19 protein-coding genes and 3 pseudogenes are annotated in these 21,908 nt (G+C 46.4%); 13 read left to right on the forward strand and 9 right to left on the reverse strand.

What is annotated here, in order from left to right; all coding sequences use genetic code 11:
* The 5 genes and pseudogenes from uvrA to LC048_RS00935 all read left to right on the forward strand — a co-directional run bounded on the left by uvrA (position 1) and on the right by LC048_RS00935 (position 5,585).
* A pseudogene (uvrA, locus tag LC048_RS00915) lies at positions 1 to 2,881 on the forward strand (excinuclease ABC subunit UvrA).
* Positions 2,882 to 3,566: 685 nt separating this feature from the next.
* Complete coding sequence (locus LC048_RS00920; protein ID WP_226601642.1) at positions 3,567 to 3,881, forward strand: magnetosome magnetite crystal formation protein family; 315 nt, start codon at positions 3,567 to 3,569, stop codon at positions 3,879 to 3,881.
* Positions 3,882 to 3,895: 14 nt separating this feature from the next.
* Positions 3,896 to 5,005 (forward strand): DUF4097 family beta strand repeat-containing protein, encoded by a 1,110-nt coding sequence (locus LC048_RS00925; RefSeq protein ID WP_226601643.1) that lies wholly within the window; start codon positions 3,896 to 3,898, stop codon positions 5,003 to 5,005.
* A 28-nt stretch (positions 5,006 to 5,033) separates the two neighbouring features.
* On the forward strand, positions 5,034 to 5,225 hold the full coding sequence (locus LC048_RS00930; protein WP_226601644.1) for a PspC domain-containing protein: 192 nt from the start codon (positions 5,034 to 5,036) through the stop codon (positions 5,223 to 5,225).
* A gap of 3 nt (positions 5,226 to 5,228) precedes the next feature.
* Entirely contained in the window at positions 5,229 to 5,585 is a 357-nt protein-coding gene (locus LC048_RS00935) for a phage holin family protein (RefSeq protein WP_226601645.1), read from the forward strand.
* A gap of 34 nt (positions 5,586 to 5,619) precedes the next feature.
* On the opposite strand, the gene LC048_RS00940 is transcribed toward LC048_RS00935, so the two are convergent.
* From LC048_RS00940 to LC048_RS00975, 8 genes are all read right to left on the reverse strand, one after another.
* Entirely contained in the window at positions 5,620 to 6,330 is a 711-nt protein-coding gene (locus tag LC048_RS00940; protein ID WP_264188335.1) for an N-acetylmuramoyl-L-alanine amidase, read from the reverse strand.
* A 178-nt stretch (positions 6,331 to 6,508) separates the two neighbouring features.
* Entirely contained in the window at positions 6,509 to 6,736 is a 228-nt protein-coding gene (locus LC048_RS00945; protein ID WP_226601647.1) for a DUF2164 domain-containing protein, read from the reverse strand.
* 180 nt (positions 6,737 to 6,916) lie between these two features.
* Positions 6,917 to 7,642: a GntR family transcriptional regulator gene (locus LC048_RS00950; RefSeq protein ID WP_226601648.1), complete on the reverse strand. Its 726-nt coding sequence runs from the start codon at positions 7,640 to 7,642 to the stop codon at positions 6,917 to 6,919.
* A 40-nt stretch (positions 7,643 to 7,682) separates the two neighbouring features.
* Entirely contained in the window at positions 7,683 to 8,408 is a 726-nt protein-coding gene (nagB, locus tag LC048_RS00955) for a glucosamine-6-phosphate deaminase (protein ID WP_371931973.1), read from the reverse strand.
* Between the two features lie 26 nt (positions 8,409 to 8,434).
* Entirely contained in the window at positions 8,435 to 9,604 is a 1,170-nt protein-coding gene (nagA, locus tag LC048_RS00960) for an N-acetylglucosamine-6-phosphate deacetylase (protein ID WP_226601650.1), read from the reverse strand.
* Between the two features lie 142 nt (positions 9,605 to 9,746).
* Complete coding sequence (gene murQ, locus LC048_RS00965) at positions 9,747 to 10,652, reverse strand: N-acetylmuramic acid 6-phosphate etherase (protein ID WP_306049193.1); 906 nt, start codon at positions 10,650 to 10,652, stop codon at positions 9,747 to 9,749.
* Positions 10,633 to 11,718 (reverse strand): DUF871 domain-containing protein, encoded by a 1,086-nt coding sequence (locus LC048_RS00970; protein ID WP_226601652.1) that lies wholly within the window; start codon positions 11,716 to 11,718, stop codon positions 10,633 to 10,635. Before LC048_RS00970 ends, murQ begins: the two co-directional genes overlap by 20 nt.
* 81 nt (positions 11,719 to 11,799) lie before the next feature.
* On the reverse strand, positions 11,800 to 13,173 hold the full coding sequence (locus tag LC048_RS00975; RefSeq protein ID WP_226601653.1) for a PTS transporter subunit EIIC: 1,374 nt from the start codon (positions 13,171 to 13,173) through the stop codon (positions 11,800 to 11,802).
* A 271-nt stretch (positions 13,174 to 13,444) separates the two neighbouring features.
* Here LC048_RS00975 and hprK point away from each other — a divergent pair, with 271 nt between their 5' ends.
* The 5 genes and pseudogenes from hprK (at position 13,445) to LC048_RS01000 (ending at position 17,697) form a co-directional block, all read left to right on the forward strand.
* Positions 13,445 to 14,380: an HPr(Ser) kinase/phosphatase gene (gene hprK, locus LC048_RS00980; protein WP_306049194.1), complete on the forward strand. Its 936-nt coding sequence runs from the start codon at positions 13,445 to 13,447 to the stop codon at positions 14,378 to 14,380.
* 313 nt (positions 14,381 to 14,693) lie between these two features.
* Positions 14,694 to 15,508 (forward strand): annotated as a pseudogene (gene lgt / locus LC048_RS00985) (prolipoprotein diacylglyceryl transferase).
* Positions 15,509 to 15,580: 72 nt separating this feature from the next.
* Entirely contained in the window at positions 15,581 to 16,525 is a 945-nt protein-coding gene (locus tag LC048_RS00990; RefSeq protein ID WP_306049196.1) for a nucleoside recognition domain-containing protein, read from the forward strand.
* A complete protein-coding gene (ppaX, locus tag LC048_RS00995; protein ID WP_226601657.1) occupies positions 16,515 to 17,159 on the forward strand; it encodes a pyrophosphatase PpaX in 645 nt (214 codons plus the stop codon). The genes LC048_RS00990 and ppaX overlap by 11 nt, the downstream gene beginning before the upstream one ends.
* A 1-nt stretch (position 17,160) precedes the next feature.
* Complete coding sequence (locus LC048_RS01000; protein WP_226601658.1) at positions 17,161 to 17,697, forward strand: acyltransferase; 537 nt, start codon at positions 17,161 to 17,163, stop codon at positions 17,695 to 17,697.
* Between the two features lie 307 nt (positions 17,698 to 18,004).
* Here LC048_RS01000 and LC048_RS01005 read toward each other — a convergent pair whose 3' ends face one another.
* Positions 18,005 to 18,481 carry an HAD hydrolase-like protein gene (locus LC048_RS01005; RefSeq protein ID WP_306049198.1) on the reverse strand — a complete coding sequence of 159 codons (477 nt, stop codon included), beginning with the start codon at positions 18,479 to 18,481 and terminating at the stop codon, positions 18,005 to 18,007.
* A gap of 314 nt (positions 18,482 to 18,795) precedes the next feature.
* Between LC048_RS01005 and LC048_RS01010 the strand changes: the two genes are divergently transcribed.
* The 3 genes and pseudogenes from LC048_RS01010 (at position 18,796) to hisD (ending at position 21,890) form a co-directional block, all read left to right on the forward strand.
* On the forward strand, positions 18,796 to 19,971 hold the full coding sequence (locus tag LC048_RS01010) for an ATP phosphoribosyltransferase regulatory subunit (RefSeq protein ID WP_226601660.1): 1,176 nt from the start codon (positions 18,796 to 18,798) through the stop codon (positions 19,969 to 19,971).
* Positions 19,968 to 20,592, forward strand: a pseudogene (hisG, locus tag LC048_RS01015) (ATP phosphoribosyltransferase). Before LC048_RS01010 ends, hisG begins: the two are co-directional and overlap by 4 nt.
* Before the next feature lie 29 nt (positions 20,593 to 20,621).
* Positions 20,622 to 21,890 carry a histidinol dehydrogenase gene (hisD, locus tag LC048_RS01020; protein WP_226601662.1) on the forward strand — a complete coding sequence of 423 codons (1,269 nt, stop codon included), beginning with the start codon at positions 20,622 to 20,624 and terminating at the stop codon, positions 21,888 to 21,890.
* Positions 21,891 to 21,908: the final 18 nt, after the last annotated feature.

The raw sequence follows: 21,908 nt of genomic DNA on the forward strand, positions 1-21,908 counted from the left end.
ATGGCTATGGATAAATTGGTTGTCAAAGGCGCCAGAGCCCATAATTTAAAAAATATAGATGTCACCATTCCGAGAGACAAGCTTGTTGTGCTGACAGGACTTTCCGGTTCAGGAAAGTCCTCGCTGGCATTCGATACCATCTACGCTGAAGGGCAGCGCCGTTACGTAGAATCATTATCTGCCTATGCGCGCCAATTCCTCGACCAGATGGACAAGCCGGATGTCGATTCGATCGAGGGATTGTCCCCGGCCATTTCCATCGACCAGAAAACAACGAGCAGAAACCCCCGTTCAACAGTTGGAACGGTGACTGAGATTTATGATTATTTGCGTTTGTTATTCGCCAGGGTGGGACGTCCAACCTGCCCGGTGCACAATATAGAAATTTCTTCACAGACGATCGAGCAAATGGTCGACCGTGTGCTCGAATATCCTGAAAGAACAAAGCTGCAGATCCTTGCTCCGCTTGTATCCGGAAGGAAGGGAACGCACGCCAAAGTTCTTGAAGATGTGAAAAAGCAAGGCTATGTCCGTGTCCGTATTGACGGTGAGATGCATGACCTTGGAGACGAGATCGAGCTGGAGAAAAACAAAAAGCATTCGATTGAGGTCGTCATTGACAGGATTGTCATCAAGGAAGGCATCGCTGCCCGTCTGGCGGACTCGATGGAAGCAGCACTCAAGCTCGGCGACGGAAATGTTCTCATTGACGTCATCGGTGAAGAAGAACTAATGTTCAGCGAAAACCATGCCTGCCCGATTTGCGGCTTCTCGATTGGCGAGCTAGAGCCCCGGATGTTCTCGTTCAACAGCCCGTTCGGCGCCTGCACAGAATGTGATGACCTCGGTGCAAAGCTCGAAGTCGACGTTGATTTAGTCGTTCCGAATAAGGAGCTTTCATTAAAACAGCATGCCATTGCTCCCTGGGAACCGACAAGCTCACAATATTACCCGCAGCTGCTAGAAGCAGTCTGCAACCATTTTGGAATTGACATGGATGTCCCAGTAAAGGACCTTCCTGATCACGAGATGGACAAGGTTCTTTACGGCTCAGAAAAAGACCGGATCTATTTCCGTTATGAAAATGATTGGGGACAGGTCCGTGAAAACTATATTGTTTTCGAAGGTGTCCTTAAAAATATCGAACGCCGTTATAAGGAAACCAGTTCGGACTATATCCGCGAACAGATGGAGAAGTATATGGGAGAGCACGCGTGCCCAACCTGTAAAGGATACAGGCTGAAGCGTGAAACTCTTGCTGTCCTTGTGGATGGGCGCCATATCGGAGAAATCACAGAGTTGTCTGTTGAGGATGCGCAACGATTTTTCCAGAGCCTTGAACTAACGGAAAAAGAAATGAAGATTGCTAATATGATTTTCCGTGAGATTACGGAACGCCTTGGCTTCCTGATCAATGTAGGATTGGATTACCTGACGATGAGCCGTGCGGCTGGAACGCTTTCCGGTGGTGAGGCCCAGCGAATCAGGCTGGCAACCCAGATTGGCTCACGCCTCACTGGTGTCCTGTATATCCTTGATGAGCCATCCATCGGGCTGCATCAGCGCGATAATGACCGGCTGATCGATACGCTGAAAAACATGCGGGATATTGGCAATACGCTGATTGTCGTCGAGCATGACGAAGATACGATGCTCGCGGCGGACCATCTGATTGATATCGGTCCTGGAGCAGGTGTCCCATGGCGGTGAAATCATCTCGCAGGGAACCCCAGCAGAGGTAATGAATGATGCAAACTCACTGACTGGCCAATACCTGTCTGGTAAAAAGTTCATCCCGCTGCCACTCGAGCGCCGCAAACCGGATGGCCGTTATATCGAAATCAAAGGGGCAAAGGAAAACAATCTTAAAAATGTCAATGTGAAGTTCCCGCTTGGAACCTTCATGGCCGTGACGGGTGTTTCCGGTTCTGGTAAAAGCACATTGATCAATGAAATCCTGCACAAATCGCTTGCGATGAAAATTCACCGGGCAAAAAGCAAGCCAGGGGAATTCAGGGAAATCAAAGGTGTCGATCACCTTGATAAGGTCATCGATATTGATCAGTCGCCGATCGGCCGTACACCAAGATCCAACCCTGCTACCTACACTGGCGTGTTTGATGACATCCGCGATGTGTTCGCATCGACCAATGAAGCCAAGGTCCGCGGCTATAAAAAGGGACGCTTCAGCTTTAACGTTAAAGGCGGTCGCTGTGAAGCCTGCCGCGGCGACGGAATCATCAAGATAGAGATGCACTTCCTTCCTGATGTGTACGTCCCATGTGAAGTCTGTCATGGCAAACGCTACAACCGCGAGACTTTGGAAGTAAAGTACAAAGGCAAAAACATTTCCGATATCCTAGATATGACCGTTGAGGCAGCGGTGGAGTTCTTCGCGAACATCCCAAAGATTGCCCGCAAGCTGCAGACGATATACGATGTCGGACTAGGCTATATCACACTTGGCCAGCCAGCGACGACCCTTTCAGGAGGGGAAGCGCAACGCGTCAAGCTGGCTTCCGAGCTGCACCGCCGTTCGACCGGCCGTTCACTGTATATTTTGGACGAGCCAACAACGGGCTTGCATGTCGATGACATTGCCCGCCTGCTGACAGTCCTGCAGCGTCTCGTTGAAAATGGCGACACCGTACTCGTGATCGAGCATAATCTCGATGTAATCAAAGCTGCCGACTACATCGTCGACCTCGGACCTGAAGGCGGTGACCGCGGCGGAACAATCGTCGCCACTGGAACACCGGAAAAAATCGCCGAAGTTGAGGAATCCTATACCGGCAGGTACCTGAAGCCGATTTTGGAACGCGACAGACTGCGGATGAAAGAACAAATAGCGGAAAAAGAAAAGAGTACAAGCAATGCATAGCCCTTCCATTAGGAAGGGTTTTCTTTTTTATGAAGCGGACCTCGTTTCCAATAATAGGTAAACGGTGCGATTATTATCAATAACTGTGCAATTATGATCAAAAATTGTGCAATTAACACCAATCTGTAAGCAATTATCATGATTGTTCACGCAATTAATGGAGATGAGTAAGAGAATAATTTTTCCAGTTAAAGTTTTAGAGTAAAAATACCGCTCAAATAAAGCAAATAGGTGCCCGAAACTGCGATAGCTATCACCAAAGAAGCTCATTGGCGCCGGGAAATGCGAGAAAATAGAATAAAAGGTCACCAAATAAGTCCATTGGCGCATGAAAATGATAAAAGAGGTCACCAAAGAATCCCATTGGTACCCGAAAATACTTGAGGTGTCACCAAACAAGCCCGTAGGCTCCTGAAACTGCGAGAAAATAAAAAAAGGTCACCAAATAAGTCCATTAACACCCGAAACTGCAAAAAGTAACAAAAGAAATCACCAATGAAGCCATGACTCAATTTGCTCCGCCGCTATATTCCAAGGAAAACCCCTATCCACCTCATTCACACAACTTTCACTAGCTGAAACGCGATTTAGACAAGGTTTACTTCGGATTTTGTCGAACTATTTTCATAAAGAAATGAAACTTCTCTGGTTCTCGAGCGTATTAATTTTTAAGGAGATGAAGAGGATGGATACGAAAAGGATTCTGTCTGCATTGTGCTATTTCAGTGTTATGTTTGCTGGGATTTTGTTTCCTTTGGTTGCTTATTTTGCATCAGATGATGAGGATGTAAAGATTCATGCGAAGAAGGCGCTGTTGTCACACCTGATTCCGTTGATTCCGCTGCCGCTTATTTTAGTTGCTGTGATCATCGATATGAATGGAGGAACGGGAGATTTCCCTGTACTCATGTTCAGCAGCGCTATATTAATGGTCATATTGAGTTTCATCGTATTAATTTGGAACCTGGTTAAAGGAATAAAAGTACTTAATATAAAATGAGGGGGATAAACCATATGAAGGAAGAACGGAAACGGATTCTCAAGCTTGTTGAAGAAGGAAAAATGACAGTTGATGAAGCTTTATTTTTAATCGAGCAGATGGAGCAGGGAAATACGCAGCAGCAGGCAAACTCTGCGTATCTGTCAACGGATGTAAAGTTTGAAGAAGGAAAGAAAGAAGAGTTCAAAAAGGAAGACTTCAATACTTACAAATTTAACTCTATGAAAGACAAGGTGCTGGATTTTGTCGATTCAGCATTTAAGAAAATTAAGGATTTCGATTTGGATCTTAATTTTGGCCAGTCGGTTGATATCTCTCATATTTTCCAGCAAGGCGATGCGTATCTGAACCAGGTTGATATTGATATGGCGAACGGATCGGTAAAAGTTCTGCCATGGGAACAAAAGGATGTGCGTATCGAGTGCAGCGCAAAAGTATATCGTGTGGAAAACCAGGATGAAGCGCGCAGGAAGTTTTTAGAGGACGCCATCTTCACAATCGAAAATCAGAAGCTCCGTTTTTCAGTCCAGCAGAAGTGGATGAAGGTGGATGCGGTCATCCATATTCCAAAAGAAGAATATGAAAATGTTCGAATCCGTTTGTTTAATGGATCCATCGAAGGTGAAAACTTAACAGCAAAGGATTGCCGGGCAAAGACAGCAAACGGGAAAGTGTTGCTTGGGAATTTTGAGTGCGGCAAGCTGGAAACTGAAACAGCAAATGGGCAAATCAACATCTCCAGAAGCGCAATCAAGGACCTTGAGGCTGAAACGATCAATGGGGCAATCAAGGCTGATGGTTCTTTTGACAACGTCGATCTTCAGTCTTTCAATGGAAACGTGACTTGCACAGTGAATAATCATGATTGCGAAAGTGTGGAAGTGAAGGCGACTACTGGAAGCATCGAAGTCTTCCTGCCAGAGAAAACACCAGCCAGCGGTGAATTGAAATCGAACCTTGGGGGCTTTACGATTGAACTAGATGGCATACAGGTTGTTGAGGAGAAGAGTGACATGGTCCAAAAAAACCTTCGCTTCAAGCCAGCTGATTCAGGCCAAAAAGCTGTCAGACTGCATACGGATACAAAAACGGGCTCGATCTCAGTTAAGAAATTAATCCAATAGTATTGTGGAAATAGGAAGGGTGAAAGGAATGAAATTAACCCGCTCACGTAAAAATCGAATGCTGGCAGGGGTGCTTGGGGGAATGGCCCAGTCATTTGGGATGAGCGCGGCACTGTTACGCATATTGTTTGTAATCTTGACGTTCAGTACGGCATTCTTTCCGATGGCTATGATTTACCTTGTGCTTGTGTTTGTACTGCCAAACAGGGAAGGGTATTAAAATATGAGATGGTTGTTAGGAATTATCATTAACGCCGTTCTCTTTATGGCTCTTGCTGGTTATTTCGAAAATGAGATTTATCTATCTGGTTTCGGCGCTGCTTTGGGAGCCAGTTTCCTTCTCTCGATATTGAATGTTCTCGTTAAACCGATCTTGATTCTGCTGACGCTCCCTGTAACGGTGCTCAGTTTGGGACTATTCTTGTTTGTCATCAATGCGATCACACTGATGCTGACGGATAGTTTGATGGGGAGTTCATTTGAGATATCCAGTTTTGGCATGGCACTGCTAACGGCGATCATCATGTCAGTTGCGAACTTGATTATCCAGAACACGTTTTTGCGAGATTCAAAAGACTAGGAAAAAGGCCGTCACATATGTGTCGGCTTTTAATCTATTCTTTATCAATATAGACATCAAAGCCGGCTTTCTTTAAACGCTCAGCCAGGTCTTTAGCGTTTTGCTCATCATCAAATGCTCCTGCCTGGACCTTATATAGTCCGTCTTTCTTGTTTGCCGCAGGGGATTTGGCGGGTGGAGGAGCAGCAGGGGCATTGGCCTTTCTCTGCAGTTTGAATTGCTCTGCCAATGCTTTAACGATGCCTTCAGCCACCGTTCTGCGATATGTTTCAGAGCGCAATAGCTTAACTTCATTGAGATTCGTCATGAATCCGCATTCCACTAGCACGGCATCCATTTTCGTTTCCCTTAGCACATGGAAATCGGCAGTTTTTACACCACGGTTGTCGAGACCCGTAGAGATGATAAGATTGCGCTGGATCTTTTGGGCTAACTGGTAAGCCACAGGTGGCCTGGAAGGATAGACATATGTTTCAATACCGCCGACATTGTTCCAGCCGCCGCTGCCAAAAGCATTGGCATGGATTGAAACAAATATATCCACATTCAGGTTGTTTGCCTTATCTGTCCTGGCCTTCAATGACACATCTCGCTGATCGGAATGAGAAAAATACACTGTGACATTCGTATAGTCTGCCAGCAGCTGTTTTGCATAGTTCGCCACAGCCCTGTTAAACTCATATTCTCTCATACCATCAGGACTTCGCTTACCCGGGGTGTTATAGCCATGCCCAGCATCTAGCATGATCTTCACTATTTTCACACCTTCCGATAAAAGATTTCCTCACCAGTATATATATGACTAAAGTCGGAAAAAGGACATAGCGATAGCAGATATAGGCTGTTTTCACACTGGATTTCCTATTAGAAACCAATATGGAAAAAAGGGATGAAGCCTTCCTTCACCCGCGTAGAGCATAAAATCACTTATTTAATTCGAAAATATCTTCTACTCTCTGTGACATGAATTCATGGGCATCCTGAATTCCGTTGTTATAAAAATGAGGAGCTAGCTTGTCGGCAATAAATTCAAGGATCAGCAGGGCTGCAAGGTCTCCTAGCTCTTCACCGCGTTCCTCAAGGAAATATCTTTTTATTTCATCCGTCATTTGATTCTTGACGTGATCATCAATTTGGAAATTCTTTAGCATGGTATCTACCCCTTCTTTATTTATTCCCCCCATTTTAAGCTAATCAGTGAATTATTTCGACAAGAGGGTTCGATTATTTCCACGGAAATAAGCTGAATGTTAATTTCCTTTTCGACATTTCGTGAAGAATTATTGAATCATAATTGAAAAAAGAGACCCGGATAGGATCTCTTTAGATAATCACCCACGCTGCATCGTGTGCACAAATTTGTAACGGTCAGCACGATAGGCTGACTTAACGAATTCGAATGGAGTGCCGTCCTTTAAATGGGAAGTCCTGAGAATCAGCAGGACAGGGGAGCCTTTTTCGATTTCAAGCAGGCGCAGTTCCTGTTCCTTTGCGATAGAAGCTTCGATTTGCTGGGTGGCTTCGTGAATGGTAAGCAATAATTTTTCTTCAATATACTTGTAAAGTGATTGGTTGATGATTTCCTCTGTCAATCCTTTGACGAGATTAGCCGGGAGATAGGTGGTCTCGAGGGCCATCGGTACATTGTCTGCAAGCCTGACACGTTTGATTTCATATACTGGTGTATTTTCACTGAGCTTGAGGCGCTCGGCTATTTCCCGGCCGGACGGAATGATTTCAAATGAAACCAGTCTGCTTCCAGGGGTAAGTCCGCGTTCTTTCATATCTTCTGTGAAACTTGTCAGTCCCTGAAGGCGCTGTTCGACTTTCTTTTTGTTCACGAACGTGCCTTTGCCTTTTTGTCGGTACAAATACCCGTCATTCACAAGATTCGTCAATGCCTGTCGAATCGTCATCCTGCTGATCTGGAACATATCGGCATAGACACGTTCGGAGGGGATCGCTTCATCAGGCTGGAGGTCGCCATTATCGATTTGGGCTTTTATATACTCCTCGAGCTGGTGGTAAATAGGTATTGGTGATTTTTTATCAATCATAGGTCATTCTCCTGACTGCTTGCAATTTTTCAGAAGATGCTTAGAGCAATGCTGTCGCATCTTTATCAGCGAAAATCGTGACATTTCCATGGTTTTTGAGAGCCGAGGCAGGGAATTCCTCATTGACGTCGCCATTCATTAAACGTGCGAGTGCTTTTGCCTTTGAAGCACCGGAAACAAGCAGGAAGATTTCCTTGCTGTCCATAATCGAGGCAATCCCCATGGTAACTGCCTGCGTAGGAACGTCTTCCAATGATTCGAAAAATCTTGAGTTTGCCTTCCGCGTGCTATCGGCGAGGTGTATGATATGCGTTCTGCTATCAAAGGATGTTCCTGGCTCGTTAAAACCAATATGTCCGTTCTGACCAATTCCGAGAATTTGCAGGTTGATGCCGCCATGCTCATTAATGAACTGTTCATAGCGTCTGCATTCCTCATTCAAATCCTTTGCTGTGCCATCTGGAATATGAGTCTGTTCAAGTGGAATGTCAATGTGCTCGAATAAATGTTCACACATAAAGTAGTGATAGCTATGATGGTCTTTTTTCGAAATGCCGATATATTCATCCAAATTGAACGTGTTGATTTCTTTATAGGAGGTCTTGTTCTGCTTATGGTCGTTGATGAGTTCCTGATAAAGGCCTGTTGGTGTGCTCCCGGTTGCAAGTCCGAGGTTGAGCGCTGGATTTCTCTTAATTCGTGAGATGATTTCCTCTGCAGCTTGTTGGCTAAGCTTCTCGTAATTTGAAGTTGTAATCAGTTTCAACGTCATCACCTCTTTCAAAGCTGAATTTAACGGGTGTAACTCGCAACTCCGCGGCAAAACGCCATGGTAACCTCATGGTTCTGGTCAAGGACAACGAGGTCTGCATCTTTTCCTGAAGCAATGCTTCCTTTCCGGTCAAAAACCTTCAGCTGCCTCGCGGGATTCTCAGAGGCTAGCTTCACTGCTTCTTCAAGACTGATGCCTGCGAATTTCATCATGTTTTTCAAAGAGTCTTTCATTTTTAAAATGCTGCCAGCCAGTGTGCCATCTGCTAAAAGTGCTTTTCCATCGGCAACACTGACTTCCTGCCCGCCGAGATCATAGCTGCCATTTTTAAGGCATTTCGCTCGCATGGAGTCGGTGATTAAAATGACACCATCACTTCCTTTGGTGCGAATCGAAAGACGAAGCATTTCGGGTACGACATGGATTCCGTCTGCAATCATTTCTATTTTTAATTCATCAAAAAGCAAGGCGGCACCAGCAACGCCTGGATCCCGGTGGTGCATCCCGCGCATGCCATTGAACAAATGGGTCACATGGGTAGCTCCTGCCTTCACGGCTTCAGCCATCTGCACGTACGTGGCATCCGAATGGCCAACCGAGGCAATGACATCATTTTCAGCCAGGTATTCAATAAGTTCGCAGCCATTTTCTTTTTCCGGAGCAAGCGTCACCAGTCTGATGTTATTGCCGGAAGCCTCCTGCATTCTCACAAAAAGCTCAATATCAGGTGTGGTGATGTGTTCGGCAGGCTGAGCCCCTTTGCGGGTTTCGTTGATGAAAGGTCCTTCCAAATGGAGACCGAGTACCTCCGCTTTACCTGGATTGTTATGATGACTGATATAATCAGCAGCATTTTCCAATGCTCTCATGATTGCCTTTTGTTCCTGGGTGATGGTCGTTGCCAGGAAGCTTGTTGTTCCTTCATCTGGCAGGATTGAAGCCATCGTCGCCAATGCATCCGTGGTTGCATCCATCGTATCGGCCCCGCCAGCACCGTGGATGTGCACATCGATGAATCCCGGAACGACAATGCTGTCCTCATGAAGCTCGATGACCTCCGCCTGACGTTGGGGGAGGGAGGAGGCCTGTCCTGTTTCGGCAATCTTTCCATTCTTTATATAAATGTATCCTTTTTCAATGATGCCCTTTTCCGTTAAAACGCTGGCGTTAATCAGCATTAAATCCTTCATTTTCTATCACCTGAAAGTTATGTCCTGTTCTTTTTTCTTTACCCTCTGTCACTTATATTATACAAATACCTACTAGGGTTGTCTATACCAGAATGTCTTGTGAGTAACGAATAAAAAAGTGGTATAGACAAGATTATTCTGGTCATCCTTTGTAAAACTCTCTGATGGCGTCCCGCAGGTAGCCATCATGTTTTTCCAACAGTTCCTTTGCTTCGGTACCCTTAAGTCCTGTTGTAATTTGGAGGATGGCAGCTTTTGTATGATAGTTTTGTTCCTTGATTGCGGCTCTTGCTTCCTCATCAGAGGCTCCGGTAGCCATCTTGACGATATTGACGGCACGGTTATGTAGTTTTTCGTTTGTCATCTGGACATCCACCATTAAGTTCCCATACACTTTGCCGAGTTTGATCATTGAAGCGGTGGAGAGCATGTTCAAAACCAACTTCTGGGCAGTACCGGCTTTCATCCTTGTGGAACCGGTAATCACTTCTGGACCGACGACTGCCGAGATGGTGTGGTCGGAGATTTTCTCCATTTCAGAATCCTTGCTGCAAACGACGGATACAGTCAGGGCACCGATTTCCTTTGCATACTCCAGTGCGCCGATTGTATAAGGGGTGCGCCCGCTGGCAGCGATTCCGACAACGATATCATCAGCGGTAAGATTGATATTGACCAGATCAGCCTGACCTTGCTGTTTGTCATCCTCGACACCCTCAAGCGCATCGGTCATCGCTTCCTTGCCGCCTGCAATAATTCCAACAACAAGCCCCGGGTCGGTTCCGAACGTCGGAGGGCATTCGGAAGCATCGATGATTCCGAGTCGGCCCGAAGTCCCTGCACCGATATAGATCAGACGGCCACCAATTTTAAAGGCAGAGACAATCCTGTCAACAACCTCCGAAATGTTCGGAACCTGCCTTGCGAGCACATTCGGAACGAGGGTGTCCTCCTGGTTGATGACGGTGATGATTTCCTCTGTTGACATCAAGTCGATATTCATTGTTTTTGGGTTTTGCTGTTCTGTATTAAGCTTTGCGATTTCCATGTCCATCCCTCATAATCAATTGAAATTTTTGTCCTGCCTTGATCTCATCTAGCAATGGCAGGTCTTCATGTATTACTTTACCAATGCAATTCACTTTTTCATCAGGTGGAAGGTCATTTAAGGCGATTTGTAATTCGCCAGCATACCGTCCGTATAGCTCATTGTCGATGGTGATCGTCCCGCGCAGCCTTTCGTGCTGATTGGAAGGTGGAATCTTTTTTTCTCCTATCGAAGCAAAGGAGCGTGATTCAACCGCCCTGATGACATCGCGGGCGGGATCCATCCGGTTTGTCAGCGGCCTGCTCAATAATTCGGAATGCTCCGGGCTTGCGGCATCGATCCGCAGCGGAATGATTTTTTTTCCCAGAAAAGCTAGTAACTCCAGCTGTTCGTCCGTTGCAGCATGATCCCCAATCAAAATTTTATGTGTAAAACAAGAGCCCATCAGTTCTGCAGCAGCTATGTGAGGCAGCTGGCTCCGGTGCTTTTCAAGTGTTGGGAGACCAGCAAATACAGGTCCGCGTAAATCCTTGTCCCCAGGAACGAAAGCCATCGTCGTAATGCCGAATGAACGGAACATATTATTTCTTTCAATTAAGAATTCCTTGTCCAATCCTGTTTCAGGCCTTGGGTAAAAATTATGCCAGGCCTCAACATTCTCGGTATTCAAACCCGCTTCAATCCATTCCAGAAGTTCTACTCTAGTTACCGTGCTGGCGTTAATGCCTATCTTCATTTTATGCGAAAGCTCCGCGATCTGCTGTGATGTGAATCCATAATCAGCCCTGATTCCTGATAATCCCCAGTGAAGAATCTCATCGTAATGATTCCAATCGAGCCCAAGGTACTCCATTGAGCTGGGAGATACATCAGCCATCAGCTCCATGTTGTGCTTTTTCGCCAGGGAACATAGCATTTGTAAAAGTTCTTTGTACTCAGCTGGATTATCTTCAGGAATATGCAAGGAGGTAAAGATGGAATTCAGTCCGTATTGAGCCGCTTGTTCGATCCAGACAGCATTTTTCTCCATCCTATCCTTTTTCAAATATACGGAAATGCCAATCATGGGCAATCCCTCCAATCAAGAGAAGTTAATAGAATAGAAGAAAGGAGGAAAATAGCTCTCCTCCTTTTCTTTATTTGCATTCTAGATACCTTTAGCCATTTCTTCCTTGAAGCCGAATGTCCACGTGAAGATGAACCCGAATACGTAGGCAATCAGAAGTCCAAGCAAGTAAAGCAGTATTTGATTTGTATGGACAAGGAATGCAAGCGGGATACCCGATACGCCGATGGCAATCGTTGCGATTTTAAAGAATGCCTGGAATGCTCCGCCGACTGCTGCCCCTAGACAGGCAGTGATGAACGGACGCCCAAGTGGCAGGGTAACACCGAAAATAAGCGGTTCGCCGATGCCAAGCATACCAACTGGCAGTCCGCCTTTAATGACCTTTTTAAGTCTCTCATTCTTCGTCTTAAAATAAATCGCGAATGCCGCACCAACCTGGCCTGCACCGCCCATTGCGAGGATTGGCAGCAGCGGGTCATCACCAATCGTATTGATCAATTCCATATGCACAGGAGTCAAGCCCTGGTGCAAACCAGTGACAACTAGCGGAAGGAATGTTCCAGCAAGGATCAGACCTGCAAAAATACCGCCCATGTCAATGAGGCCAAGCAAGCCCTTAGTGATCAGGTCAGAAACGAAACCTCCGACAGGCTGAAGCACGAATAATGTAGCAACACCAGTAATCAATAATGATAGTGTAGGAGTGAAGATAATATCCAATGAAGACGGTACGAATTTCCTGATTCGTTTTTCAAGCATTGCGATGAAAACCGCTGCAAGCATGACACCGATCAAACCGCCACGTCCCGGTACGAGCGCTTCGCCAAACAAGGTGATGTTCGCCAGTCCTGGATTGATGATTAAAATACCGGCGGCACCGCCAAGGGCTGGTGAGCCTCCGAATTCGCGTGCGGTATTGATACCAACGAATACACCAAGATAACCGAAGATACCCCAGCCGATCAGGTTAAGAATCTGGATCATGGACGATTCAGGATCAGCACCAGAACGGACAATGACATTCGTAATTCCAGCAATTAAACCGGAAGCGACAATCGCCGGAATCAGCGGAATGAAAATGCTGGCGATTCTGCGCAGGAATAGCTTGAACGGAGTCGCGTTTTTCTTGTTCAAATCATCCTTCGTGCGGCCCGCAAGTCCTTCAAAAGGATTCGGGTCATCTTCATCTACTAATCTTGAAGTCTTGCCGGTAATCTCGGAAACTTCATTGGCCACTTTGGTGACAATCCCAGGTCCCAAAATAATCTGTAATGTTTCTTCCTCAACGACACCGAGCACGCCATCAATTTTCTTGATGCCTGCAAGATTTACTTTGCTGTAGTCTGCCGGCTTGACTCGCAGGCGTGTCATGCACGATGCAACATCAGCAATATTGTTCGGGCCGCCAAGCTGCTCAAGTATTTCTCTTGCCAGGCGTTCTTCATTACGCATGGTGTTTCCCCCTCTTAATATAGAATAATCAAAAATGAATGAATTCGCTTACAATTTGATGATAACAAGTCTACTGTATAGTTGTCTATACCTTTTATAAAAAATATAGTTTTGGTACTAGCGGTCAAAGGTGGATAATACCAATTTTAATGATCACTGCTCAATCAAGCTGTTTTTTAGCTCCATATATTTGGTTCTGCATGAAAAAGTGCTAAAATAAAAGGTATTGTTATCATGTGGAAATTACCGTTCTAATAAAGGAGGAACTTCTTTGCCTAAAGTCCGTACTAAAGACCTCATCAAGAAATTCGACATGGAATTGGTCAGTGGAGAGGAAGGAATCAATCGTCCGATCACGACGACAGATATTTCAAGACCAGGGCTAGAAATCGCTGGTTATTTTGAATATTATCCTGCGGAGCGCCTGCAGCTTCTCGGAAAAACCGAGTTGACCTTCTTTGAAAAATTGAATCCTCGTGACAGAGTGGAGCGAATGGAAAAGCTTTGTACCGATATTACGCCAGGAATCATTGTCACAAGAGACATGGAGGTCCCTGATGAACTGGTCGAAGCAGCAGAAAGGGAGTCAGTTCCTCTCTTGCGCTCGAAGCAAAAAACAACGAGGCTTTCGAGTCATCTGACTAACTATCTTGAAAGCAAGCTGTCCCCTACGACTGCAGTCCATGGGGTACTGGTAGACCTTTATGGAATCGGCGTCCTGATCACCGGCAAGAGCGGAGTCGGTAAAAGTGAAACCGCGCTGGAATTGGTCAAGAGGGGACACCGTCTCGTAGCGGATGACTGCGTTGAAATCCGTCAGGAGGATATCGGGACACTGGTTGGGAACTCACCAGATTTAATTGAGCATCTACTCGAAATCCGCGGCGTAGGCATCATCAATGTGATGACCTTGTTCGGTGCTGGTGCTGTACGTTCACATAAACGGATTTCCCTGATTATTGACCTTGAGATTTGGGACCAGAAAAAATCATATGACAGACTTGGCCTTGATGAAGAGAAAATGAAAATTCTCGACACCGATATAACAAAGCTGACGATCCCAGTCCGCCCAGGCCGAAATCTCGCTGTCATTATCGAGGTAGCAGCAATGAACTTCAGGCTGAAGCGCATGGGCGTCAATGCGGCTGAACAATTCACCACCAGGCTGTCAGACGTCATTGAAGACGGCGATCATGACGAACATTAAAAAGTAAGCCAGTGTTTCAAAATTTTTGACTGAATGAATTGGGTACTCTTTTTCAAACGCCCTCATGAACCTAGATGTAAGCCTTAATCAAACGTTTGATTAAGAACAGCCAAAGTGCTGGTATGACTAATTTTTTTATTTATTATGTATATATAAATTCACTTCGAGAATTGTCCAGCTTCAGCGCCTAGCCCCTCGAGTCGCTTCAGTTCGCTCAGGTGAAGTCAAAGAGCGACTTCACCGGTCGGCCCTCCAGCGCTTGTCGGGGCTGGATAAGGCGCTTGCGCTTTTCTTGTGAAAAAGGGGAAATGATATGGAGAAAAATATTCAGCCAATCTCGACCCGGTTGCCTTTTCGCTTGGGCCGATCGAGGTGCACTGGTATGGCGTCATCATCGGAGTAGGAATCGCGCTTGCCTTATGGATTGCGATGCGTGAAGCTGACCGCCGCGGTCTGCCAAAAGATATCTTTGCGGATCTAATGCTTTGGGCGATACCGATCGCAATTCTATCTGCAAGGCTTTACTATGTAATCTTCCAGTGGGATTACTACAGCCAGTATCCAGGCGAGATTTTCAAAGTCTGGAATGGCGGAATCGCGATACACGGTGCGTTGATCGGTTCCGTTGCCACTGCTTATTTCTTTACGAAGTCGAGGAATGTTTCTTTCTGGAAGCTGGCGGATATCGCAGCGCCAAGCATCATCCTCGGACAGGCAATCGGCCGCTGGGGCAACTTCATGAACCAGGAAGCGCATGGCGGGGAAGTAACAAGGGCGTTTTTGGAGAACCTGCACCTTCCTGAATTCATCATCAACCAGATGTATATTAATGAAACATACTATCATCCAACGTTTTTATATGAATCGGTCTGGAATTTGCTTGGTTTTATCCTGCTCATGTCATTGCGCAGAGTGAATCTGGGACGCGGGGAGATTTTCCTCAGCTATGTCATCTGGTATTCAATCGGCCGCTTCTTTGTTGAAGGAATGCGGACGGACAGCTTGATGCTGACGGAATCATTGCGGATTGCCCAGACAATCTCGATTGCATTGATTGTTTTTGCCATCGGCCTATGGATTTACAGAAGAGTCAAAGGTTATTCCAAAGTACGGTATTTAGATAGCTAGAATTTCGGATTACTAAAAAAGAAGCCCTATAAATAAAATGAATTAAGGCTGAAAAATGGGAGAGATGCTTCGATGGGTTCTACATTGAAAAGAGGGTTGATGGTTGGCTTGAATACGACTTGGGCGCTCGGGAAAGTCATTTTCCCTGTCACTCTGATTGTTTCAATCCTTCAATATACACCTGTTCTTCCGTGGATAATCGAATTGATTACGCCGTTGATGAAGCTGCTCGGTTTGTCAGGAGATGCAGCGATCCCGCTTGTCATCGGGAACTTCCTTAACTTATACGCGGCCATCGGAGCGATCCTGACGCTTGATTTGTCGGTAAAAGAAGTATTCATCATTGCAGTGATGCTGAGCTTTTCACATAATATGCTTGTTGAATCCAGTGTGGCCGTCAAGGTTGGCGTCAAGCTGTGGATCATAGTCCTGGTCCGGCTCGGACTTGCGTTTATATCTGCAGTCGTCATCAATCTTGTTTGGAACGGCGGTTCTGAAATGGCACAATATGGCATGGTCCCTTCTAAAAGTGAAGAGGTCACTGGATGGGGAGCGATTTTGCTTGATGGCATCACCAAGGCGGGAATCGGCATATTCCAGCTGGCCATCATCGTCATCCCCTTGATGGTCGTCGTGCAAATCATGAAGGATAAGCAATGGCTTGCTGTTTTTTCAAGATGGATGGCACCGGCAACAAGAGCGCTTGGTATGAAGGAGAACACCTCGACGACCATGGCAGCCGACCTGCTGATCGGGCTTGCGTATGGCGCAGGCGTGATGATCCAGGCAGTCCAGGAGGATGGAGTCAGCAAAAAGGATGTCACGCTGGCATTCATTTTCCTCGTTGCCTGCCACGCCGTCGTTGAAGATACATTGATTTTCGTTCCGCTTGGTATTCCAGTCCTGCCGCTGTTGTTAATCCGCCTTGGTGTGGCAATATTATTGACAATAACAGTCGCGATTATCTGGAACCGAGCTGACATCGCAAAAAGAAAGGAAGCAGCATATGAGCAATAACATAGATACGGTCCTGTTCGATCTTGACGGGACTCTGATTGATACAAACGAACTGATCATTTCATCCTTTCTCCACACCATGGAGACTTATTATCCAGGCCAGTACAAACGGGAGGATGTTCTTCCGTTCTTGGGGCCGTCGCTAAAGGAAACCTTCGAGGCGATGAATCCCGAAGGTTACGAGGAAATGATCACTACTTACCGTACTTACAATCGTGGAAACCATGACCTTATGGTTAAAAGCTTTGAAGGTGTGTACGAAACGGTTAGGACTCTTAAAGAGAACGGTTTCCACCTTGGAATCGTCACGACCAAGATGTCGGACGTTGTCCAGATGGGCTTGAAGCTGACAGGATTGGACGAGTTTTTCGAGGTTGTCGTCGCGCTTGACCACGTTGAAAAAGCGAAGCCAGATCCGGAGCCGTTATTAAAAGCTCTAGACCAGCTTGGTTCCTCGCCAGACCGAGCGATCATGGTCGGAGATAACCACCATGACATCCTAGGCGGCAAAAATGCTGGCACAGTGACGGCCGGAGTTGCCTGGTCGATCAAGGGAAGAGAGCATCTAGAGGAATACAAGCCAGATTACATTTTAGAAAAAATGGCTGATATCCTGCCAATTCTCGGGGTGTAAAATGAGAAGGACGACTCGTTATCGAGTAGAAGGAGCCAATTCTCTCTGGCATGTTTATAAAACCGTCCCGTTCTGGAAGGTCGTCAAGAATTTCGTCGTCATCCAGGTGGCGCGCTACACGCCGTTTCTCGGAATGAAAAACTGGCTGTACCGCAATTTTTTGCGGATGAAGGTCGGCGACGAGACTTCTTTCGCGCTGATGGTCATGCTCGACGTGATGTTCCCGGAGAAAATCTCCGTTGGGCGCAATACGGTCATCGGTTATAACACTACAATCTTGGCGCATGAATACTTGATCAAGGAATACCGCCTCGGCGACGTCGAGATTGGCAGCGAAGTCATGATTGGCGCGAACTCGACGATCATGCCAGGCATCCGGATCGGCGACGGCGCCATCGTCTCTGCCGGAACTCTCGTCCACAAAGACGTCCCGGAAGGAGCCTTCGTCGGCGGCAATCCGATGCGCGTGATATACACAAAGGAAGAACTTGCTGAACGCTGGGCTGATGATGAGATTTATGGGACACACACCAACTAAAGGACAAAAGCGAAACGGACATTGCTCCGCTTCGCTTTTTTTGTGGAAAAATTAGGATGTGGTCGAATTATTGCGAAATGTGGTCGAAATATTTCCAAAAGTGGTCGATAAAATCAAAAATCCGCCAATAAAATTCAAAATGTGGTCGAAATAATTCGATTTTCGCCAATAAAACAAAAATCGGTATCTACTTGGAGGTAATTCACCTCGCAGATACCGATTTTTACGAGTAGAAAACCAGTTGTGGTCAAAACTTGGAGAAAACAAAAAAGCGAAAGCGAAATATGCTAGAAATGCCATTTCGCTTCTACTTATAAGGAAACTCAGAATAACAATAGATCGTCTTGTCGGCATACTCGTTTGCTTCGCGGAAGGAGCAGGTCTTAATTCCAATTTTTCTCGCTGGAATCAAGTCTGTGCTCTGGTCGCCGACTGCCACATCCAGACCATATCGATCATGCAGGTACTTATACGCATGAATATCTGGCTTTAACGAAAAGCCATCATCAGCAGGACAAATGACTTCCTCGAAAAATTGGCCAAGATTCCAGTGTTCCAGCAGTTCTTCTGTTGAGCGCCGATTTCGATGGGTCACAAGTACATTTGCGTCTGAGGAAGACAATACATCTTTTACATGCGGGAAAAGCGGTTTCCGATCATTTGGTATAGTGCGTTCAATCTCCCGGAATTCTTTTACCCTATTTTTTTCAACACCGTAAAAATCGTATGCCGTCCCAAACTTCAGATGAGGAAGGACTTCTTCATACGGCAAATCTTTTTTCACAACAATCGTGAATGCCTCCACCAATGTCGGCTATGTATCAAGGATTGTACCGTCCAGGTCCCAGAGTATTTTCATTGCACCCAGCCTCCTTTATAAAGCATCGAGAATTGTTCTGCTCCTGCAATCCAACCTATTTGCTGATTGCCACCATTCTAACACCTCTATTTTAAGATTCAAAACTTAAAGAGTTTATGGTTGACGGATAATAAAATGAAGTATAAACTACTTATAACTTCATCTTGTTACCATATTAGCGAACTAAAGCATTTAGATTATTAAGATAGATAACACCAGCAACGAAGAGGGTGAAAACGATGAGCAGATTATTCATGTTCGAAAAGCCGCTTGGCATGCGGGATACACTTCCGGAATTATATGAAGCGAAGGAAAAAGTCAGAAGCTCCATTGAAAAAGAAATGAAGCAATGGGGTTTCCAATTCATTGAAACACCTGCGCTTGAATACTACGAAACAGTTGGAACTGCATCAGCGATCCTTGATCAGCAGCTGTTCAAGCTGCTGGACCAGCAGGGGCATACGCTTGTACTTCGTCCAGATATGACCGCACCGATTGCCAGGGTTGCGGCTTCAAAGTTATTCAAGGATAAGGTTCCGTTACGATTGGCCTATTCGGCAAATGTCTACCGTGCTCAGCAGCGAGAAGGCGGCAGGCCGGCGGAATTTGAGCAGCTTGGTGTCGAATGTATTGGCGACGCCTCGGTCAGTGCTGATGGCGAAATGATATCCCTGGCAATTTCCTCGCTGAAAAAAGCTGGACTGGAACAGTTTCAGCTTTCAGTTGGGCATGTTGGTTTCGTCAATGAATTGTTCGTTCAGATACTCGGAACAGAAGAGCGAGCCCGGGAACTGACGAAATTTTTATATGAGAAAAATTATGTTGGATATCGGGAGCACGTCAAATCACTTCCGCTGTCTTCGATCGATTCGCAAAGACTTCTCGCTTTTCTTGAACTGCGCGGTGGTCCTGAAGTAATCAGTAAGGCAACCGAACTGGTCGAAAACGGAAAAGGCAGAGCGGCACTTGATGAATTGAAGCTGCTCTGGGATATCATCGACGACTTTAGCGAAACTAGCCGTATTAAATTCGACTTAACCATTGTCAGCCACATGAGCTATTATACAGGCATTTTATTTGAGGTTTACGCTGGAATGGTTGGCTTTCCAATCGGCAATGGGGGCCGCTATGACAAATTGCTTGAAAAATTCGGAAAATCGACAGGAGCAACGGGATTTGCGATCAGGCTCGACCGGCTGCTTGAAAGCCTCGGGGACCTTGGTGAACCTGAGCCTGTCACTTGCATTCTTTTCAGTCCTGAACGGAGAAAGGAAGCTTATCAGCTGGCTGCACAGCGCAAGGCAAACGGAGAACGGGTCATTCTCCAGGATATCAGTGCCGTACGAAATCTTGATGCTTGCTCCGCAACTTTTGCCAATGTCGTTTATCTAGTCGGGAAGGAGGGAGTGCAATGAATGAACAGCTGACCATCGCCATGCCTAAGTGGCCGGATTTTCACAGAAGCGGTTGACCTGCTGCGGAATGCTGGCTTTGATTTGCCTCCTGAATTTGATGACTCACGCAAATTGATCATTGACGTGGAAGAAGAAGATTTCCGCTTCATCCTGGCAAAACCAATGGATGTGGCTACATATGTTGAACATGGTGTCGCGGATCTCGGGATTGCCGGAAAGGACGTCCTGCTTGAGGAAGAGCGTGATGTATATGAGCTGCTGGATTTGAAGATCAGCGGCTGCTATCTTGCCGTCGCCGGACTTCCGGATACAAAAATGAATGATGTCGCTCCGAAAATCGCAACGAAGTATCCAAATATCGCGGCAGCCTATTTCCGTGAACAAGGCGAGCAGGTAGAAATCATCAAGTTGAACGGCTCGATCGAGCTTGCGCCATTAATCGGGCTCGCTGACAGGATTGTCGACATCGTTTCAACCGGAAGGACCTTGAAGGAGAATGGCCTTGTGGAGTACGAAACGATCACAAACGTGACATCGAGGCTGATTGTAAATCCAGTCAGCTACCGGATCAAGGATGAGCGGATCAGCGAGCTGGTTAAAAGGCTGAACGAAGTGATCTAGATTGTGAAGCTGAAAGGAGATGATTCGCGATGAATATTTTACAGATAGATGGAAGCTTGTCATTAAAACGAACCGTTGATGGCGGAACGGAAGAACAGCGAAAAGCCGTACAGGCAATTATAGCCGAAGTCCGTGCTTCCGGCGACCAGGCACTCAAGACTTTTACCGAAAGATTTGATTCGGTGGTGCTCGAAGATTTTCAGGTAACAGAAGATGAAATCTCTGAAGCTTATAAATCGGTTAGCGGCGAGCTCGTCGGCATCATCACGGAGGCAGCTGCCAATATACGTACCTACCATGAAAAACAGCTGCGTCCGTCATGGATGACGACAGAAGAAAATGGTACGATGCTTGGCCAGAAGGTGACGCCGCTCGATTCTGTCGGTGTCTATGTCCCTGGTGGAACGGCTGCTTATCCCTCCTCGGTATTAATGAATGTCATCCCTGCAATAACTGCGGGTGTTCAGCGGATCGTCATGGTATCACCGCCAGGAAGGGACGGGAAGCTTCCGGCAGGCGTGCTCGTTTCGGCACATATTGCCGGGGTAAAAGAAATCTATAAGATCGGCGGAGCCCAGGCGATTGCCGCTCTTGCATACGGAACTGAAACAATCAAGCCTGTCGACAAAATCACCGGTCCGGGAAACATTTATGTCGCCCTCGCTAAGCGGGAAGTTTTTGGCGATGTCGCCATTGACATGATCGCTGGACCAAGTGAAATCGGAATTCTCGCCGACGAAACAGCCCGTGCCAATGAAATCGCAGCCGACCTGCTTTCGCAGGCCGAGCATGACCCGCGGGCGTGTGCGGTTTTAGTGACGACGTCCCGTACGCTTGCTGAAGACGTTCAAAATGAAGTCTATAAGCAGCTGGCGGAGTTGCCGAGAAAAGATATCGCCACACAGGCAATCGGAAATTTCGGGGCGATTTATGTGGCAGCTGATCTGGACGAGGCAGTCAGCGCCATCAACCAGCTTGCTCCGGAGCATCTTGAAATCGTTACGGAGAATCCGATGGAGCTGCTCGGTAAAATAAAGCACGCAGGCGCAATTTTCCTCGGGAGATACAGTTCAGAGCCTGTAGGTGATTACTTCGCCGGACCGAACCATGTCCTGCCAACGAACGGAACAGCGCGTTTTTCAAGCCCACTCAGTGTCGAGGATTTCCAAAAGAAATCCAGCATCATCCTTTACAGTGAGAAAGCGATGAATGACAATGGTGCAAAGATCGCCGAGTTCGCAAGGCTTGAAGGGTTGGAAGCCCACGCTAGGGCAGTGGAAACAAGACTTAACACGTAAAGAAAGTGGATGGAGGGA

Origin of the sequence: Mesobacillus subterraneus (assembly GCF_020524355.2) — a bacterium.
Taxonomy (GTDB): domain Bacteria; phylum Bacillota; class Bacilli; order Bacillales; family Cytobacillaceae; genus Mesobacillus; species Mesobacillus subterraneus_C.